The organism is Pseudomonas sp. Q12-87 (assembly GCF_001269755.1).
GTDB lineage: Bacteria > Pseudomonadota > Gammaproteobacteria > Pseudomonadales > Pseudomonadaceae > Aquipseudomonas > Aquipseudomonas fluorescens_S.
The window spans coordinates 83,893-98,700 of the sequence record NZ_LHVI01000023.1; the positions used below are offsets into that span (position 1 = coordinate 83,893).

A 14,808-nucleotide genomic window follows, 5' to 3' on the forward strand; every position below is an offset into this window, starting at 1 on the left:
TCTCATGAACGAACTCGACGATCAGTTGCGCGAGCTCATCCCCAGGCTACGGCGTTTTGCCGTATCGCTGACGCGCAACCCGAGCAACGCCGACGACCTGGTGCAGACGTGCCTGGAGCGGGCGCTGTCCAAATGGAGCGATAAACGCCCCGAAGGCGACCTGCGGGCCTGGCTGTTCTCGATTCTGTATCGGCAATTTCTCGACGCCCATCGCCGTTCCCGGCGTTATTCGCGCATGCTGGAATTCTTCACCGGACGCGACGATGCCCATCCGTCGGCCGAGCGCAGCGTGATCGCGCAATCGTCCCTCCAAGCCTTCGATCAGCTCAGCACGGAACAACGTGCGCTGTTGATGTGGGTCTCGGTGGAAGGCTTGAGTTACCAGCAAGTCGCCGACATCCTCGGCGTGCCGACCGGCACCGTGATGTCTCGCCTGTCTCGCGCCCGCCAGGCCTTGCGCCAACTCAGCGACGGCGAAATCACCCGCCCTGCCCTGCGGATACTCAAATGATCAGCATGCCCCCCAGCGAACATGACCTGCACGCCTACGTCGATCGCCAACTGAGCGAAGCCGACCAGCGCCAGGTGGAGACCTACCTCGCCAACCAGCCTGACATCGCCGCCCGGGTCCGCGCCTGGCAACAGGACGCGCAACACCTGCGCACGGCCCTCAGTGGCGCCTTGCAGCAGCCAGCCAATCCGGACCTCGACCCGGCAATAATTCGCCAGCGCCTGAAACACCGATCCCGTCGCTACCTGGCCAACGTTGCCCTGTTGCTGCTGGCGATCGGCATGGGCGGGTTCAGCGGCTGGCAGGCCCGGGAGATGACCCTGCTCAGCGCGGCGGCCCCCATGGCAGATGCCCTCCAGGCGTATCGGTTATTCGCCCAGCAAGGCATCCTCGCGGCCGATTACCAAACCGATGACGAGGGCAGCATGCAGGGCTGGCTCGACCGCTACTTCACCCAGGCCAACCGACTGCCGGACCTTTCGGGCGCAGGGTTCAAGCCGGTCAGCGGCCGGTTGCTCAGCACCGAGCAAGGCGCGGCGGCGATGGTGGTTTATCAAGACGCCAGCGGCCAGAAGATCAGTTTCTATGTGCGCCCGCCGGGTCCGAAGAACTTCCTGCTGCCCCGGGGCAGTCGCCGCGACGGCGACCTGCAGGCCGAGTATTGGTCAGGGCCGGGGTATAACTATGCGATGGTCATACCCAGTGACACGCCGACGGTGCAGAGGCTCAAGCAAACCCTGGACTTCTGATTACCATCGCCCCTTTGTGGGAGCGGGCTTGCTCGCGAAGGCGACGGCGCATCCAACATTGACGTCGTCTGATACACCGCTTTCGCGAGCAAGCCCGCTCCCACAGGGGACGGTGGTGTTCTTGAGAAGATGCTCACCCCTGCCCAAACACCTGCGAAGGCCTGCGCAACAAGGGGTCGAACGGGTTGATTCGTGGTCCGATCAAGGCTGCCTCGCGCTTGAGCATTTCGACCACCGTCGGCAGGCGATCAGGGCCCAATCGGTCGCTCACCGTGGCCACGCTCAACGCCGCCACGGCCCGGCCTCCACGGTCGAGAATCGGCACGGCCACCCCGGCCATGCCTTGCAAGACGCCGGTGTTGCGCCCGGCGTAGCCCAGGCTGCGCACGTTCTCCACTTCCGAGCGCAGGAAGACTTCGTCGTACAAATGAAAATCCTTGAGCCGCGGCAAATTGTATTGAATCACGGTGTCGCGCTCTTCTTCCGGCAGGAACGCCAGGATGGCCAAACTGCCCTGTCCGACGCCTAACGCCACCCGACCGCCGATATCACCGGTGAACGTGCGGATCGGGAATGGCCCTTCGCTGCGATCCAGGCAAATGGCGTCGAAGCCACTGCGCGCCAGCAAAAACAGCGAGTCCCCCAGGGAAGCCGACAGCCGCAGCATGGCCGGGCGCACCAGTTCGCGCAGGTTGCCGGTGTTGCCGGCTCGGGCAGCGAGGGCGAAGAAGTCCAGGCTCAGGCGATAGCGCTTGCTGCGCGCGTCCTGCTCGACCATGCCCTCGTCCATCAGGCTGCGCAGCAAACGATGCGTGGTCGGCTGGGACAGCCCGATGCGCTGGGCCAGCTGTGTCACCCGTTCGCCGCCCTCAGCGGTCTCACTCAGGCTGCGTAGCACGGCAAACAACCTGGAGACGGCGCCGACGCCGACTTCGTTTTTTCCGTTATTCCGATCAGTGGAATCTGGCATGGTATTTCTCATTATTAAATTTACTCACTGAATGAAACTGAAAATAGTCATCGATTCAGTGAAATAGTCCATTGAGCCCATCCTATTCTTCGTCCTACTCTGCGTCCATACAGGGGCGATTCGAACAACAGCGGCAGCCGACTCAAGGTCGAGCGCCAACGCACCCCGCAGCACCCTTTCGTATCTGCCCATACAAAAAAGCGCGCCTTGCGGCGACGCATAACAATTTCAGGTGGAGCGCAGCGATGGCTTTCATGCAACTTGAAGGACTTGGCAAACGTTACGGCGATATCGACGCCGTGGTTGCCACCGACCTCTCGGTGGAGAAAGGCGAATTTGTCTCACTGCTGGGGCCTTCCGGCTGCGGCAAGACCACAACCCTGCAAATGATCGCCGGCTTCGTCGAAGCCAGCAGCGGGCGCATTCTGCTGGATGGTCGCGACATTACCCACGCCAAGCCCGCCAGCCGAGGCCTGGGCGTGGTGTTCCAGAGTTACGCACTGTTCCCCCACATGACGGTCAGGGACAACGTTGCCTTTGGCCTGCGCATGCGCAAAGTCGCCAATGCTGAACTGCAACAAAGGGTCGATCGGGTCTTGAAGCTGGTACGCCTGGACCAGCATGCCGAACGCTACCCACGGGAACTCTCCGGCGGCCAGCGCCAACGCGTGGCCCTGGCCCGGGCGTTGGTGATCGAGCCGCCAGTGCTGCTGCTCGACGAGCCGCTGTCCAACCTCGACGCCAACCTGCGCGAGGAGATGCAGTACGAAATCCGCCGCATCCAGCGCGAGGTCGGCATCACCACGCTGATGGTGACCCATGACCAGGCCGAAGCGCTGTCCATCAGTGATCGCGTCGTGGTGATGCAGGCCGGACGCATCACCCAGATCGACGCCCCTTACACACTGTACGAACACCCACGCACCGAATTCATTTCCGGCTTCGTCGGCAAGGCCAATCTGCTGCCTGGCGTGCGTGACAGTGCAGGCGTGGTTCAGGTTTGCTGCGAGGGCAACGCCGACCTGACCCTGAGCTTGCGCCCGGAAAAAATCGACCTGCTGGCGTCCGGCTCAGGCCATCTGCAAGGCACCATCGTCAGCCGCTTCTTTCTTGGCAGTCAATGGCTCTACGGCGTCTCGACTCCGCTGGGCGAACTCTGCGTGGTGCGGCGCAACGACGGTTCCGCGCCCATGAACGAGGGCACCGCCGTGGGCCTGGATTGGGACCCCGCATTGCTGCGGGTACTGAGCGTGGACGAGGTGTCGGCATGAAACTGCTCGATGCCGTGCGCCGGGGACGCCAAGGCTACTTGATGTCGGCACCAGCCCTGGCCTTGTACCTGGGCCTGCTGGTCATTCCCCTGGGCCTGACGCTGGTGCTGTCGTTCAACGTCTTCGACTACAGCTCGGGCATCGATGGCGGCGCCTACACCTTCGACCACTACACCAGCCTGCTGGGCGATCCGTACTTCTACGAGATCTTCCTGCGCACATTCTGGATCAGTGCCCTGATCACCATTCTCTGTGTGCTGATCGGCGTGCCAGAGGCGTACATCCTTAGCCGCATGGGCGCACCATGGCGTTCGATTTTCCTGATCCTGATCCTCACACCACTACTGATTTCAGTGGTGGTGCGGGCGTTCGGCTGGAGCCTGCTGCTCGGCGCCGACGGCTTGGTCAACCAAGCCCTGCAAGCCTTCGGCGGTTCGCCGATGAAGCTGCTCTATACGCCGTTCGCCGTGGTCATCGCCCTGGTCCATGTGATGTTGCCGTTCATGATCATCCCGGTCTGGACTTCGTTGCAGAAACTCGACCCCGCCGCCGAACAGGCCGCCCTGTCTTTGGGGGCCAGCCAGTTCACGGTAATCCGCAAGGTAGTGCTGCCGCAGATCATGCCCGGCGTGCTGTCGGGCACGCTGATTGTGTTCGGCCTCGCCGCCAGTTCCTTCGCTATTCCCGGCCTGCTCGGCGGACGCCGCCTGAAGATGGTCGCCACGCTGATCTACGACCAGTACCTGTCGGAGCTGAACTGGCCGATGGGCGCGGCCATTGCCGTCGCGCTGCTGCTGCTCAACCTGCTGATCATGCTGTCGTGGAACCGGATGATCGAAGGCCGCTACAAGAAGTCATTGGGGTAATCAATCATGTCCAGGAACGGTCCTTTCGCCCTGTTGTTTCATACCCTGGTGGTGGTGTTCATGCTGGCGCCGCTGGTGGTGGTCTGCCTGGTTGCCTTCACCCCGGAAAATACCCTGAGCCTGCCGACCACGGATTTTTCCCTGCGCTGGTTTCGGGCGGTGTTCGAGCGCGCAGACTTCATCGACGCGTTCTACAACAGCCTGATCCTCGCCTTCAGTGCGGCCTCGCTGGCGACGTTGATTGCGGTGCCGGCAGCGCTGGCGATCACCCGGCTCGAGTTTCCCGGCCGGGACTTTTTCAACGGCCTGTTCCTCTCACCGATCATCATTCCGCATCTGGTATTGGGGGTGGCGCTGCTGCGCCTGTTTGCGCTGATGGGCGTGAACGGCAGCTTCGCCTGGCTGATTTTTGCCCATGTGCTGGTGATCACGCCGTATGTACTACGCCTGGTGCTTGCCTCGGCCATCGGCCTGGACCGCAGTGCCGAACAAGCCGCGCAGTCGTTGGGGGCCGGACGTTTCACGCTGTTCCGGCAAATCACCCTGCCGATGATCCTGCCAGGGGTGGCCGGGGGCTGGCTGCTGGCGTTCATCAACAGTTTCGATGAGGTCACGTTGTCGATCTTCGTCACCTCGCCGGCCACGCAAACCTTGCCGGTGCGCATGTATGTGTACGCCACCGAATCCATCGATCCGATGATGGCGGCGGTGTCGGCGCTGGTCATTGCGCTCACTGCGCTGACCATGATTCTGCTCGACCGGGTCTATGGCCTGGATCGGGTCCTGGTAGGAAAACAATGAGGGCGCCATGGCTCTGCTGAAACGACTGGCCGAAGGCGACCGCCCGGCCCTGGACTTTATCCTCGACGGCAAACCGGCCATCGGCATGCTGGGCGACACGCTGTTGACCGCCGTGCTGACCTGCAGCGAACACCTGCGCGGCAGCGACTTCAGCGCCGAGCCCCGGGCCGGTTTTTGCTTGATGGGCGCCTGTCAGGATTGCTGGGTGCGCCTGGGCGACGGTCGCCGCGTACGCGCCTGCTCGACCCTGCTCGAAGCTGGGCAGCAAGTCATTCGTGAGCCGGGGCGCCACGTATGAACGGCGCGGACCTCATCGCGAGCAAGCTCGCTCACACAGTCCTGCCGCGCACAGGAAATCCATGTCCACCACAAATCAAATGTGGCAGCGAGCTTGCTCGCGAAAGCGCCTTCGACGACAGCACCGATCCCTCGGAACTGCCAGTGAGGTGGCCATGAAACCCGTCGTCATCATCGGCGCCGGCCCGGCCGGCATTCGTGCCGCGCAGACGCTGGTCGCCCATGGCATTTACCCTGTCCTGCTGGATGAGGCCAGTCGCGGCGGTGGGCAGATTTATCGGCAGCAGCCGGCCAATTTCAAGCGCTCCCCAGCCAAGCTTTATGGCTTGGAAGCGCACAAGGCCAGCGCGATTCACCGGACCTTGGAAAAGCTGCGCGAACAGCTTGATTACCGTCCCGACACCTTGGTGTGGAACGCCGAGTCGGGCCTGCTGGATACGTTGCGAGCAGGCCGCGCCGAGCGCATCGAGTACGCCAGCGTGATCGTTGCCACTGGCGCCACCGACCGGATCCTGCCCGTGCCAGGATGGACGCTGCCCGGGGTATACAGCCTGGGCGCGGCGCAGATCGCCTTGAAGTTCCAGGGCTGCGCCATCGGTGAACGGGTCGTGTTCGCAGGCAGCGGTCCGTTGCTGTACCTGGTCGCCTATCAATACGCCAAGGCCGGCGCCAACGTAGTCGCTGTGCTCGACAGCGCCCCGCTCAGCGCCCAGGTCCGCGCCCTGCCCGGCTTGCTGGCGCAACCGGCCACCCTCGCCAAAGGACTCTACTATCGCGTCTGGCTGACCGCCCATGGTATCAGCGTGCATCAAGGCGCGAGCCTGTCGCGCCTGGACGGAGAGCGCCGGGTGCAGTCGCTGAAATGGCGCAACGCCAAGGGCGAACATGCCCTCGACTGCGACGCAGTGGCCTTCGCTCACGGCTTGCGCAGCGAAACCCAACTGGCCGACCTGCTGGGCTGCGAATTCTCCTGGAATGCCCTCAACCGCGCCTGGCTGCCACAACGGGATCGCGCCGGGCGCAGCAGCGTGCCAGGGGTCTACCTGGCCGGTGATGGCGCTGGAATCATGGGCGCCGACGCGGCCGAAATGGCCGGTGAACGGGCCGCCCTGGCCTTGCTCGAAGACATGGGGTACCTGACCGACTCGCAGCGTTGCGGCCAACTGGAGCAATCGCTGGAGCGCATCGGCGATTTCCGACAGGGCCTGGAACGTGCGTTTGCCTTTCCAGACAATTGGGCCGCCAACGTTGCCGATCACGTGTTGATTTGCCGTTGCGAGGAAGTCAGCGCCGGCGACATCCGCCAGGTCGTTGGCGAAGGTCATTGGGAAATCAACCGGGTCAAGGCCCATTGCCGGGTCGGCATGGGCCGCTGCCAAGGGCGGATGTGCGGCGCTGCGGCGGCGGAAATCATTGCCCAGGAAAGTGGCCGGCCCATCGCCAATATCGGTCGCTTGCGTGCCCAAGCGCCGATCAAGCCCGTGCCGTTCGGCCTGGAGGTCGAGCCATGATCGAAGTGGACGTGGTGATCATCGGCGGCGGCATTGTCGGCGCCTCGGCGGCGTTGTTCCTGAGCCAGGCCGGACGCCGGGTGGCGCTGCTCGAGCGGGACTTTTGCGGCTCGCATTCCAGCGGCGTCAACTACGGCGGCGTGCGCCGTCAGGGCCGGCCGTTGTCACAGTTGCCCTTGTCGCAACGGGCCCATGAAATCTGGAGCCAGTTACCCCAACTGATCGGCATCGACGGTGAATACCAACGCAGCGGTCATCTGAAGCTGGCCCGTAGCGCTGGGGACCTGCAAGCGCTGCACGACTACGCCGCTGCCAGCCAGGGCTTTGGCCTCGATCTGCAACTGCTCGATCGAGAAGCGTTGCGCGCACGGTTTCCGTGGGTCGGCGCCGTGACGGTCGGGGCATCGTTGTGCCCGGACGACGGCCACGCCAACCCACGGCTGGTATCGCCGGCCTTTGCCCAGGCAGCCCGCCGGCATGGCGCACAGGTTCGCGAACAATGCGCTGTCAGCGTCGTGGAGCATGACGGCCAACGCTTTGATGTTCGCACCAAAACCGGTCTGGCATTGCGCGCACCCTGGCTGCTGAACTGTGCCGGGGCCTGGGCGAGCCAGTTCGCCGCGCAGTTCGGGGAAGCGGTGCCGATGCACGCCGGGCATCCGGCGATGTTGGTCACCGAACCGTTGCCGTTGGTGATGAACGCCAGCACCGGCGTGGAGGGCGGCGGCATCTATGCCCGTCAAGTCGCGCGGGGCAACTGCGTTTTGGGGGGCGGCCAGGGTTTTGCCCTGGACGAAGCACGCGCCCGTCCCGGCCAGAACGCGGTAATCGAAATCCTGCGCCAGGCGGTCGAGCTGTACCCGTTCCTGGAAGGCGCCCAGGCGATTCGTACCTGGAGCGGCACCGAAGGTTACCTGCCCGATCGCCAGCCGGTGATTGGCCACAGCAGCACCCAACCCGGTCTTTTGCATGCGTTCGGTTTTGCCGGCGCAGGCTTCCAGATCGGTCCTGCGGTGGGCCAGGCGCTCACCGAGATCATCTGTAGCGGCGCCTCAACCACGTCGCTGGATGCGTTTTCAATCACCCGGTTTCACTCCATCTCCGTTGCTTGATAGAGGAAGGTCGCGCCAATGAATAACGTCAAACGCAGTGCATTGTTCGGTTTCTGCTCGCTGGGTTTCTCTTGCCTGGGCGCCCTGCTCCCGGTCACCCAGGCGTTGGCCGAGCCGACGCTTTACCTGGGCATGAACGGCGGAACCATGGAGCGGCTTTACGCCGACAAAGTCTTGCCGTCCTTCGAAAAAGCCAACAACGTCAAAGTGGTGATCGTGCCCGGCACCTCCGCCGACATCCTGGCGAAGGTCCAGGCGAGCAAAGGCAATCCGCAGATGCACGTGATGTTCCTCGATGACGGCATCATGTACCGCGCCATCGCAATGGGGCTGTGCGACAAGCTCGAGGACAGCCCGACCCTGGCCCAGATTCCGGCCAAGGGACGCATCAAGGACCAAGCCGTGGCCGTCAGCCTCGGGGTGACAGGGCTGGCCTACAACACGCGGTTATTCAAGGAAAAAGGCTGGAATGCGCCAACTTCCTGGATGGACCTGGCCGACCCGCGCTTCAAGGATAAAGTAGTGTTCCAATCGATGGCTTCGTCCACCTTCGGCCTGCACGGTTTCCTGATGTTCAACCGGATCCAGGGTGGCAGCGAAACCAACGTCGAGCCGGGCTTCAAGGCGTGGCCGAACACCGTCGGGCGCAACGTGCTGGAATATATCCCGAGCTCGGCGAAGATTTCCGAAATGCTGCAGACCGACGAGGCCGCGCTGTTCCCGCTGACGCCGACCCAGGTGACCGCGCTCAAGCTCAAGGGCATGCCGGTGGAATACGCGCAACCCAAGGAAGGCGCCGTGGTACTCAACGTGGCCGAATGCGCCATCGCCCAAAACACGCAGCCTGAGCTGGCGCAAAAACTGGCCGCATTCCTGCTGAGCCCCCAAGCCCAGGCCGTCGCTCTGGAGGAAGGCGACCAGATCCCGTCCAACCCCAACACGCCGACCACCGACAAGACCCGCGGCCAGGTGGAGGCGATGAAGCAATACCTGGAAACGGCGATTGCCGTGGATTGGGATCAGGTCAACGAACAGCGTCCGGCCTGGAACGCACGGTGGAACCGCAGCATCGAGCGCTAGAGCATTCAACATCAGCCTGCGCTTTGCCTTTATCATGCCAGCCATCTTGGGCTTGATAACTGATGCCAATGAACCGGAATGAGTGACCTGTGGCCAGGGAGCTTGCTCCCGCTCGGCGGCGAAGCCGTCGTGAATGAGTCTACCCGGTCTGACTGAGAGATCGCGGTGCCTGGATCAGGGCTGCTTCGCAGCCCAGCGGGAGCAAGCTCCCTCGCCACGGGGCCTGCGGTCGGCTTCAGGTGTTGCGCCCGCCCCTTGACCAACAGCGAACCCTTTCATGAACACCCTCGCCCAACTCCGCGCCGGCCAGCTGTCAGGCATCACCCGGCTTGACCTGGCCTGCGGCCTGACGCAGTTCCCTCGGGAAATCTTCGACCTGGCCGATTCCCTCGAAGTGCTCAACCTCAGCGGTAACGCACTGGACACGCTGCCCGACGACCTGCATCGGCTGACCCGCCTGCGAGTGCTGTTCTGCTCGGACAATCGCTTCACTGAACTGCCCGAATGCCTGGGTCGTTGCGCGGCGCTGACCATGGTCGGTTTCAAGGCCAACCGCATCGAGCGCGTAACCGGTGCCGCACTGCCGCCGCTGCTGCGCTGGCTGATCCTGACCGACAACAACCTTACCCAATTGCCGGAGGAGCTGGGCCAGCGCCCGCATCTGCAGAAGCTGATGCTGGCCGGCAACTGTTTGCAGCAATTACCGGCTAGCCTGGCACAGTGTCATCGCCTCGAACTGTTGCGCATCGCCGCCAACCAATTGACCGAACTGCCGCAGTGGTTGCTGGAACTGCCGAGCCTCAGTTGGCTGGCCTACGCCGGTAACCCGCTGGAAACCCAGGCCGACGCCGCGGCGTTGAATACGACGACGCTCATCGACTGGTCGCAGTTGGACCTGCAACAACAGTTGGGCGAAGGCGCATCCGGGGTCATTCACCAGGCACTGTGGCAACCGCCGGGCCAAGTCGCCTGCAACGTCGCGGTGAAACTGTACAAGGGCCAGATGACCAGCGACGGCTCGCCATTGCACGAAATGCATGCCTGCATCACTGCTGGACAGCATCCGAACCTGATTGATGTGCTGGGCCAGGTCGACGGGCATCCCGAGCAACAGGCCGGCCTGGTGATGGCACTGATCGAGCCCAGCTACCGCAACCTGGCCGGGTTGCCGAGCCTGGCATCGTGCACTCGCGATGTGTATGCCGACGGGCTAAGCCTGAGCGCCCCGGTGGCGTTGCGCATGGCCCACGGCATCGCCTCGGTGGCAGCGCACCTGCATCGCCAGGGCATTACCCATGGGGATCTCTACGGGCACAATATTTTGTTCAATGATCAAGGCCACTGCCTGCTGGGGGACTTTGGCGCGGCGTCGTTCCACGCCATTGCCGACAGCGTGCAAACCCGCGCACTGCAACGCATCGAGGTACGGGCCTTCGGGATTTTGTTGGAGGAATTGTTGGCGCGGATCGAACCGGTGCTCAATGCCGTGGAACTGACCACGTTGCAGGACCTACAGGCGCGCTGCTGTCAGCCAGAGGTGCTGGCGCGACCGGGGTTCGATGAGATTGAAGGTATATTGCGCAACCGTGGCAAGGGAACAAGCTCCCTGGCCACAGTGGATGGGGTGTAGTCGTTTAACCGGCCAACCCGACAAACATGTCCTGCACGTCATCGTGGTTGTCGAGGCCCTCGAGGAAGGCTTCGACTTCGGCCATCTGCTCGTCGGTCAAACCGCTGACCGGGTTTTTCGGCTGATAGCCGAGCTTGGCCGACAAGACGGTAAAACCCTGCTCCGGCAGTGCTTTCTGCACCGCATCGAGGTCAGCCGGGTCGGTCAGGAACAGCGTCGCGCCGTCTTCACCTGGCTCGAAATCCTGCGCGCCCGCCTCGATGGCCGCCATTTCTGGATCGGCATCCGGGCTGTCCGGTGCGGCCTCGATCATGCCGACATGGTTGAAGTCCCACGCCACCGAACCCGAAGCGCCCAGTTGGCCCTTGCGGAACGCGACACGGATCTCGGCAACGGTACGGTTGATGTTATCAGTCACGCATTCGACGATCAGCGGCACCTGATGCGGGGCGAACCCTTCGTAGGTGACGCGGTGGTATTGCACGGTCTCACCGAGCTGGCCGGAACCTTTCTTGATCGCGCGCTCCAGGGTCTCGCGGGGCATCGAGGCCTTTTTCGCCTGCTCGACCACCAGGCGCAAGTGTGCGTTGGTGGCGGTATCGGCGCCGTTACGCGCGGCAATGGTGATTTCTTTCACCAACTTGCCGAAAATCTTGCCCTTGGCGTTGGCAGCCGCTTCTTTGTGTTTAACCTTCCACTGTGCGCCCATTACTCACTCTCTTGTCTGACGCGCCGAGACATCTGCCGGCCGGCGCTGTGGCGCAAGTTTATACGGCCTAAACCGGCTGATCGACCAAAAAATTCAGCCGATGGAATCAACATTTTCACAGCGTGTCGTAGGGCTTTTCTGAAATAGAGCCTTCCCCGCAGCGTTCCTCCCTGCGGTTTCGTACCCTCTGCGCCTTTCTCCCGTACCTGAGAGTCGCGATGCGCAACGACACGGAAAGCCCCTTCAGCCTGACACTCACGCAAAGCGACTTGCAGCTGCAAGTATTGCGGTTCAATGGCCGCGAAGCCCTTAACCAACCCTACCGATTCGAACTCGAATTGATCGGCCTGGCACCTGCGTTGAACCCGGACAGGCTGCTGGGACAACCGGCCTTCCTGCGCCTGGAGAGCGAATCGGGCATTCATGGCGTCGTTCAGAGTGTCAGCCTGAGCGATCGGGGCGCGCACCGGGTCGGCTATCGCATCACGCTGGTTCCGTACTTGCAGCGCCTGGAACAAGACCCACGGCGACGGGTGTTCTCCGGGCTCAGCGTCGTGCAGGTGCTGCAACGTCTGCTGGAGGAAAACGCGTTGCCCGCCAGCAGTTACCGTTTCGAGCTGCCTCACGGGCAATACCCGCGACAGCCGTTCTGCATCCAATATGAGGAAAGCGATCTGGCGTTCTTGCAGCGGTTATGCGAAGCAGAAGGCATTCACTACCACTTCGAACACGCACCCCAGGGCCACGTGCTGGTGTTCGCCGAGGACCCGAAAAGCTTTCCCGCGCAGGTGATCGAGCTGCCTGTTCGGTCCAGCGATGCTTTGCAACCGGCCATCAAGCGGATGTATATGCGTCACCATCATGTCAGGCCCGACCCGCCCTTCGAGTTCAGTGACCGGGGCATGACCGATGCGCAATCCATGGCGGCGAATCAACACCTTGGCGACGTCGGCCACGAGGCCCTGCGTGGCGACCCGGTGCTGGCCCACCGTTACCAGACTGTTCGCCGCCACCTTGAACGGTTGCGCTGCCGGCAACGGGAGATCCACGGCCACAGCACCCAACCGACCCTGGGCAGCGGCTACATCGTCCAGGTGTCCGGGCATCCGGTTTCCACCTTCAACGATCAATGGCTGATCACCGAGGTGCAGCATCGCGGGCGGCAGTTCTCGATTCTTGAACCGAACCTGCCCGCCATCCCGCCGGGCGGGGCATACCGCAACCGGTTCGTTGCAATTCCCTGGTCCACCGTATTCAGGCCAGCCCTTAAACAGCCCAAGCCCTGCATCCCCGGGTACCATCTGGCTCATGTGCCAGGACGCGCCGGCCAACCGGTCATGACCGATGAGCACGGCCACGTCACGGTCAACCTGTGGAGGCCGGGCCAAGAAAGCATCACGCTGCCCGTGTCGCGGCTGACACAGGCGGGCAGCCCTGTGCTGGTGGCCGGCAGCGAAGTGCTGGTGAGTTTCCTCGACGGCGACCCCGACCGACCGGTGTTGTGCCCGGGAGCGATCGATTCCGGCGCAGGACCGGCCGCCGCGCCACCCAAACCACCTCGGGGCAGTAGTGACCCGGGGCCGCTGCTGGACTGGCTCCTGAACCCGCCAGACCTCAACCCCTGACGCAACGCCGGGGTCCGCTGAATGGCGTTGCCACCTGGCAGCTCTACCACCCTAGTACCCATCATCCATTGTCCGGCCGAGCCGGCAAAACTGATCTGGCTCATGCAAACCCAACGAAACCGGCATACAGTGGACGACAACGCTGCTCAAGACGGCGCTCTACCCTGATAGTTGGAGATACCCGCAATGCCCTGGAAAAACTCAGAAAGCCGCTACAGTACCGTCACGGTGACCCTGCATTGGCTGATGCTGGTCCTGCTGGCCGTGGTCTATGCCTGCATCGAATTCCGGGGCATATTTCCGAAGGGAAGCGGCGGTCGGACCCTGATCAAGGAAGCGCATTTCATGCTCGGCCTGACGGTGTTCCTGCTGGTCTGGCTGCGCCTGTTCGCCCGCAGCATGGGCAAGGCACCGGCGATTTTCCCGGCTTCGCCTGCATGGCAAACCTTTCTGGCGCGCCTGATGCACTGGGCGTTGTACCTGTTCATGATCGCCATGCCGCTGCTGGGCTGGTTGATCACCAGTGCCGAAGGTCACCAGGTGATGTTCTACGGCTTCGATCTGCCGTTGCTCATCGATCAGGACAAGAATTTCGCCAAGCAACTGGAAGGCTGGCATGTGCTGGGCGGCACTATCGGCTATTGGCTGATCGGCCTGCATGCCTTGGCGGGCCTGTACCATCACTATGTGGTGCGCGACAACACGCTCTTGCGGATGATGCCCAAACGCGGTTGATGGACAGCTATTGAAACCCTCGGCGGCCTTGCAAGCCGCCCGTGTGGACAAAGATCAAGCGGGTGCCCGGAGCAAGACGCCCTGCCTCGACCTGTGCCTTGAGCAGCATCAAGGCCTTGCCGGTGTACAGCGGCTCCAATTCGATGGCATCCGTGGCCTGAATAAACTCGCTCAGTTCGCCATCGACCTGGGCAAACCCGCCACGACTACCGTCGAACAACGTGTATTGAGGCTTGGAGAGCCCCGCCGCCTCCACGATGCGTTCGACCTGCTGCGCCACGCCATGGTCCTGGGGCACGGCCAGTACACCGTAGACCGGGCGCTCGCCGGCTTCGGCCAGCACCAGCCCCGCCAGTGACGTTCCAGTGCCGCAGGCCAGCCACCAACCGTGATAATCCGTCCACCCCAACGCCGCCAACTGCTCGCGGGCATCGGCGACCCAGGCCATGCAGCCCTGCGCGCCGGGTAAGCCTGAACCGCCCTCGGGCACCGGATGCAACCTTGGGTAGCGCGCCCGCCAAGGCTCCCAGAAATCCGCAGCATGACGTCCGCGGTATCCGCCGTAGCCCAACCAGTGCAGGTCCATGCCGAACGCTTGAAGGTCGAGCACCGTGGGTGTTTCCCGGGGATGACCGCGCAGCAGCCCGACCGTTGGAAAACCGAAGCGCTTGCCGGCCGCCGCCAACGCATGCAAATGATTGGAATAGGCGCCGCCCAGGCTCATGATCCCCTCGGCACCGACCTCATGGGCGGCACGCAAATGATGGACAAGCTTGAACCACTTGTTCCCGCTGATCAGTAGATCGATACGGTCCAGACGCAGCGCTGCGACTTCAATTCCGGCACGGGCTAGCCAGTCCAGATGAAGGCATTCGAGTCGGGGCTGGGGATGCCAGTCGAGGGCGGGAAGCAGCATTGCGGTGGGCCGGGAGAAAGATGCC

The 14,808-nt window shown here is 63.0% G+C and carries 15 protein-coding genes; 12 read left to right on the plus strand and 3 right to left on the minus strand.

What is annotated here, in order from left to right; all coding sequences use genetic code 11:
* Positions 1-4 precede the first annotated feature (4 nt).
* The gene (locus AD663_RS17040; protein ID WP_053214205.1) at positions 5-511 is read left to right on the plus strand and encodes a sigma-70 family RNA polymerase sigma factor; all 507 of its coding nucleotides are present in this window, start codon (positions 5-7) and stop codon (positions 509-511) included.
* Complete coding sequence (locus tag AD663_RS17045; protein WP_053214206.1) at positions 508-1,260, plus strand: anti-sigma factor; 753 nt, start codon at positions 508-510, stop codon at positions 1,258-1,260. The genes AD663_RS17040 and AD663_RS17045 overlap by 4 nt, the downstream gene beginning before the upstream one ends.
* 133 nt (positions 1,261-1,393) lie before the next feature.
* On the opposite strand, the gene AD663_RS17050 is transcribed toward AD663_RS17045, so the two are convergent.
* Positions 1,394-2,230, minus strand: a complete 837-nt coding sequence (locus tag AD663_RS17050; RefSeq protein ID WP_003183134.1) for an IclR family transcriptional regulator — start codon at positions 2,228-2,230, stop codon at positions 1,394-1,396.
* Between the two features lie 245 nt (positions 2,231-2,475).
* Here AD663_RS17050 and AD663_RS17055 point away from each other — a divergent pair, with 245 nt between their 5' ends.
* The 8 genes from AD663_RS17055 to AD663_RS17090 all read left to right on the plus strand — a co-directional run bounded on the left by AD663_RS17055 (position 2,476) and on the right by AD663_RS17090 (position 10,798).
* A complete protein-coding gene (locus AD663_RS17055; protein WP_053214207.1) occupies positions 2,476-3,501 on the plus strand; it encodes an ABC transporter ATP-binding protein in 1,026 nt (341 codons plus the stop codon).
* Positions 3,498-4,367, plus strand: a complete 870-nt coding sequence (locus tag AD663_RS17060) for an ABC transporter permease (RefSeq protein ID WP_053214208.1) — start codon at positions 3,498-3,500, stop codon at positions 4,365-4,367. The genes AD663_RS17055 and AD663_RS17060 overlap by 4 nt, the downstream gene beginning before the upstream one ends.
* Before the next feature lie 6 nt (positions 4,368-4,373).
* On the plus strand, positions 4,374-5,168 hold the full coding sequence (locus AD663_RS17065) for an ABC transporter permease (RefSeq protein WP_053214209.1): 795 nt from the start codon (positions 4,374-4,376) through the stop codon (positions 5,166-5,168).
* Positions 5,169-5,175: 7 nt separating this feature from the next.
* Positions 5,176-5,466 carry a (2Fe-2S)-binding protein gene (locus AD663_RS17070; RefSeq protein ID WP_053214210.1) on the plus strand — a complete coding sequence of 97 codons (291 nt, stop codon included), beginning with the start codon at positions 5,176-5,178 and terminating at the stop codon, positions 5,464-5,466.
* A gap of 154 nt (positions 5,467-5,620) precedes the next feature.
* Positions 5,621-6,976, plus strand: a complete 1,356-nt coding sequence (locus AD663_RS17075; protein WP_053214211.1) for an NAD(P)/FAD-dependent oxidoreductase — start codon at positions 5,621-5,623, stop codon at positions 6,974-6,976.
* Positions 6,973-8,088: an FAD-binding oxidoreductase gene (locus AD663_RS17080; RefSeq protein WP_053214212.1), complete on the plus strand. Its 1,116-nt coding sequence runs from the start codon at positions 6,973-6,975 to the stop codon at positions 8,086-8,088. Before AD663_RS17075 ends, AD663_RS17080 begins: the two co-directional genes overlap by 4 nt.
* An 18-nt stretch (positions 8,089-8,106) precedes the next feature.
* A complete protein-coding gene (locus tag AD663_RS17085; RefSeq protein ID WP_053214213.1) occupies positions 8,107-9,168 on the plus strand; it encodes an ABC transporter substrate-binding protein in 1,062 nt (353 codons plus the stop codon).
* Between the two features lie 277 nt (positions 9,169-9,445).
* A complete protein-coding gene (locus AD663_RS17090; RefSeq protein ID WP_053214214.1) occupies positions 9,446-10,798 on the plus strand; it encodes a leucine-rich repeat-containing protein kinase family protein in 1,353 nt (450 codons plus the stop codon).
* A gap of 4 nt (positions 10,799-10,802) precedes the next feature.
* On the opposite strand, the gene AD663_RS17095 is transcribed toward AD663_RS17090, so the two are convergent.
* Positions 10,803-11,507 (minus strand): YebC/PmpR family DNA-binding transcriptional regulator, encoded by a 705-nt coding sequence (locus AD663_RS17095; RefSeq protein ID WP_003183149.1) that lies wholly within the window; start codon positions 11,505-11,507, stop codon positions 10,803-10,805.
* 218 nt (positions 11,508-11,725) lie between these two features.
* Between AD663_RS17095 and AD663_RS17100 the strand changes: the two genes are divergently transcribed.
* Together AD663_RS17100 and AD663_RS17105 are read left to right on the plus strand one after the other, a co-directional pair.
* On the plus strand, positions 11,726-13,132 hold the full coding sequence (locus AD663_RS17100) for a type VI secretion system Vgr family protein (RefSeq protein ID WP_053214215.1): 1,407 nt from the start codon (positions 11,726-11,728) through the stop codon (positions 13,130-13,132).
* A 186-nt stretch (positions 13,133-13,318) separates the two neighbouring features.
* Positions 13,319-13,867: a cytochrome b gene (locus AD663_RS17105; RefSeq protein WP_003183152.1), complete on the plus strand. Its 549-nt coding sequence runs from the start codon at positions 13,319-13,321 to the stop codon at positions 13,865-13,867.
* Positions 13,868-13,874: 7 nt separating this feature from the next.
* On the opposite strand, the gene AD663_RS17110 is transcribed toward AD663_RS17105, so the two are convergent.
* Positions 13,875-14,783 (minus strand): 1-aminocyclopropane-1-carboxylate deaminase/D-cysteine desulfhydrase, encoded by a 909-nt coding sequence (locus tag AD663_RS17110; RefSeq protein ID WP_053214216.1) that lies wholly within the window; start codon positions 14,781-14,783, stop codon positions 13,875-13,877.
* Between the last annotated feature and the right edge of the window lie 25 nt (positions 14,784-14,808).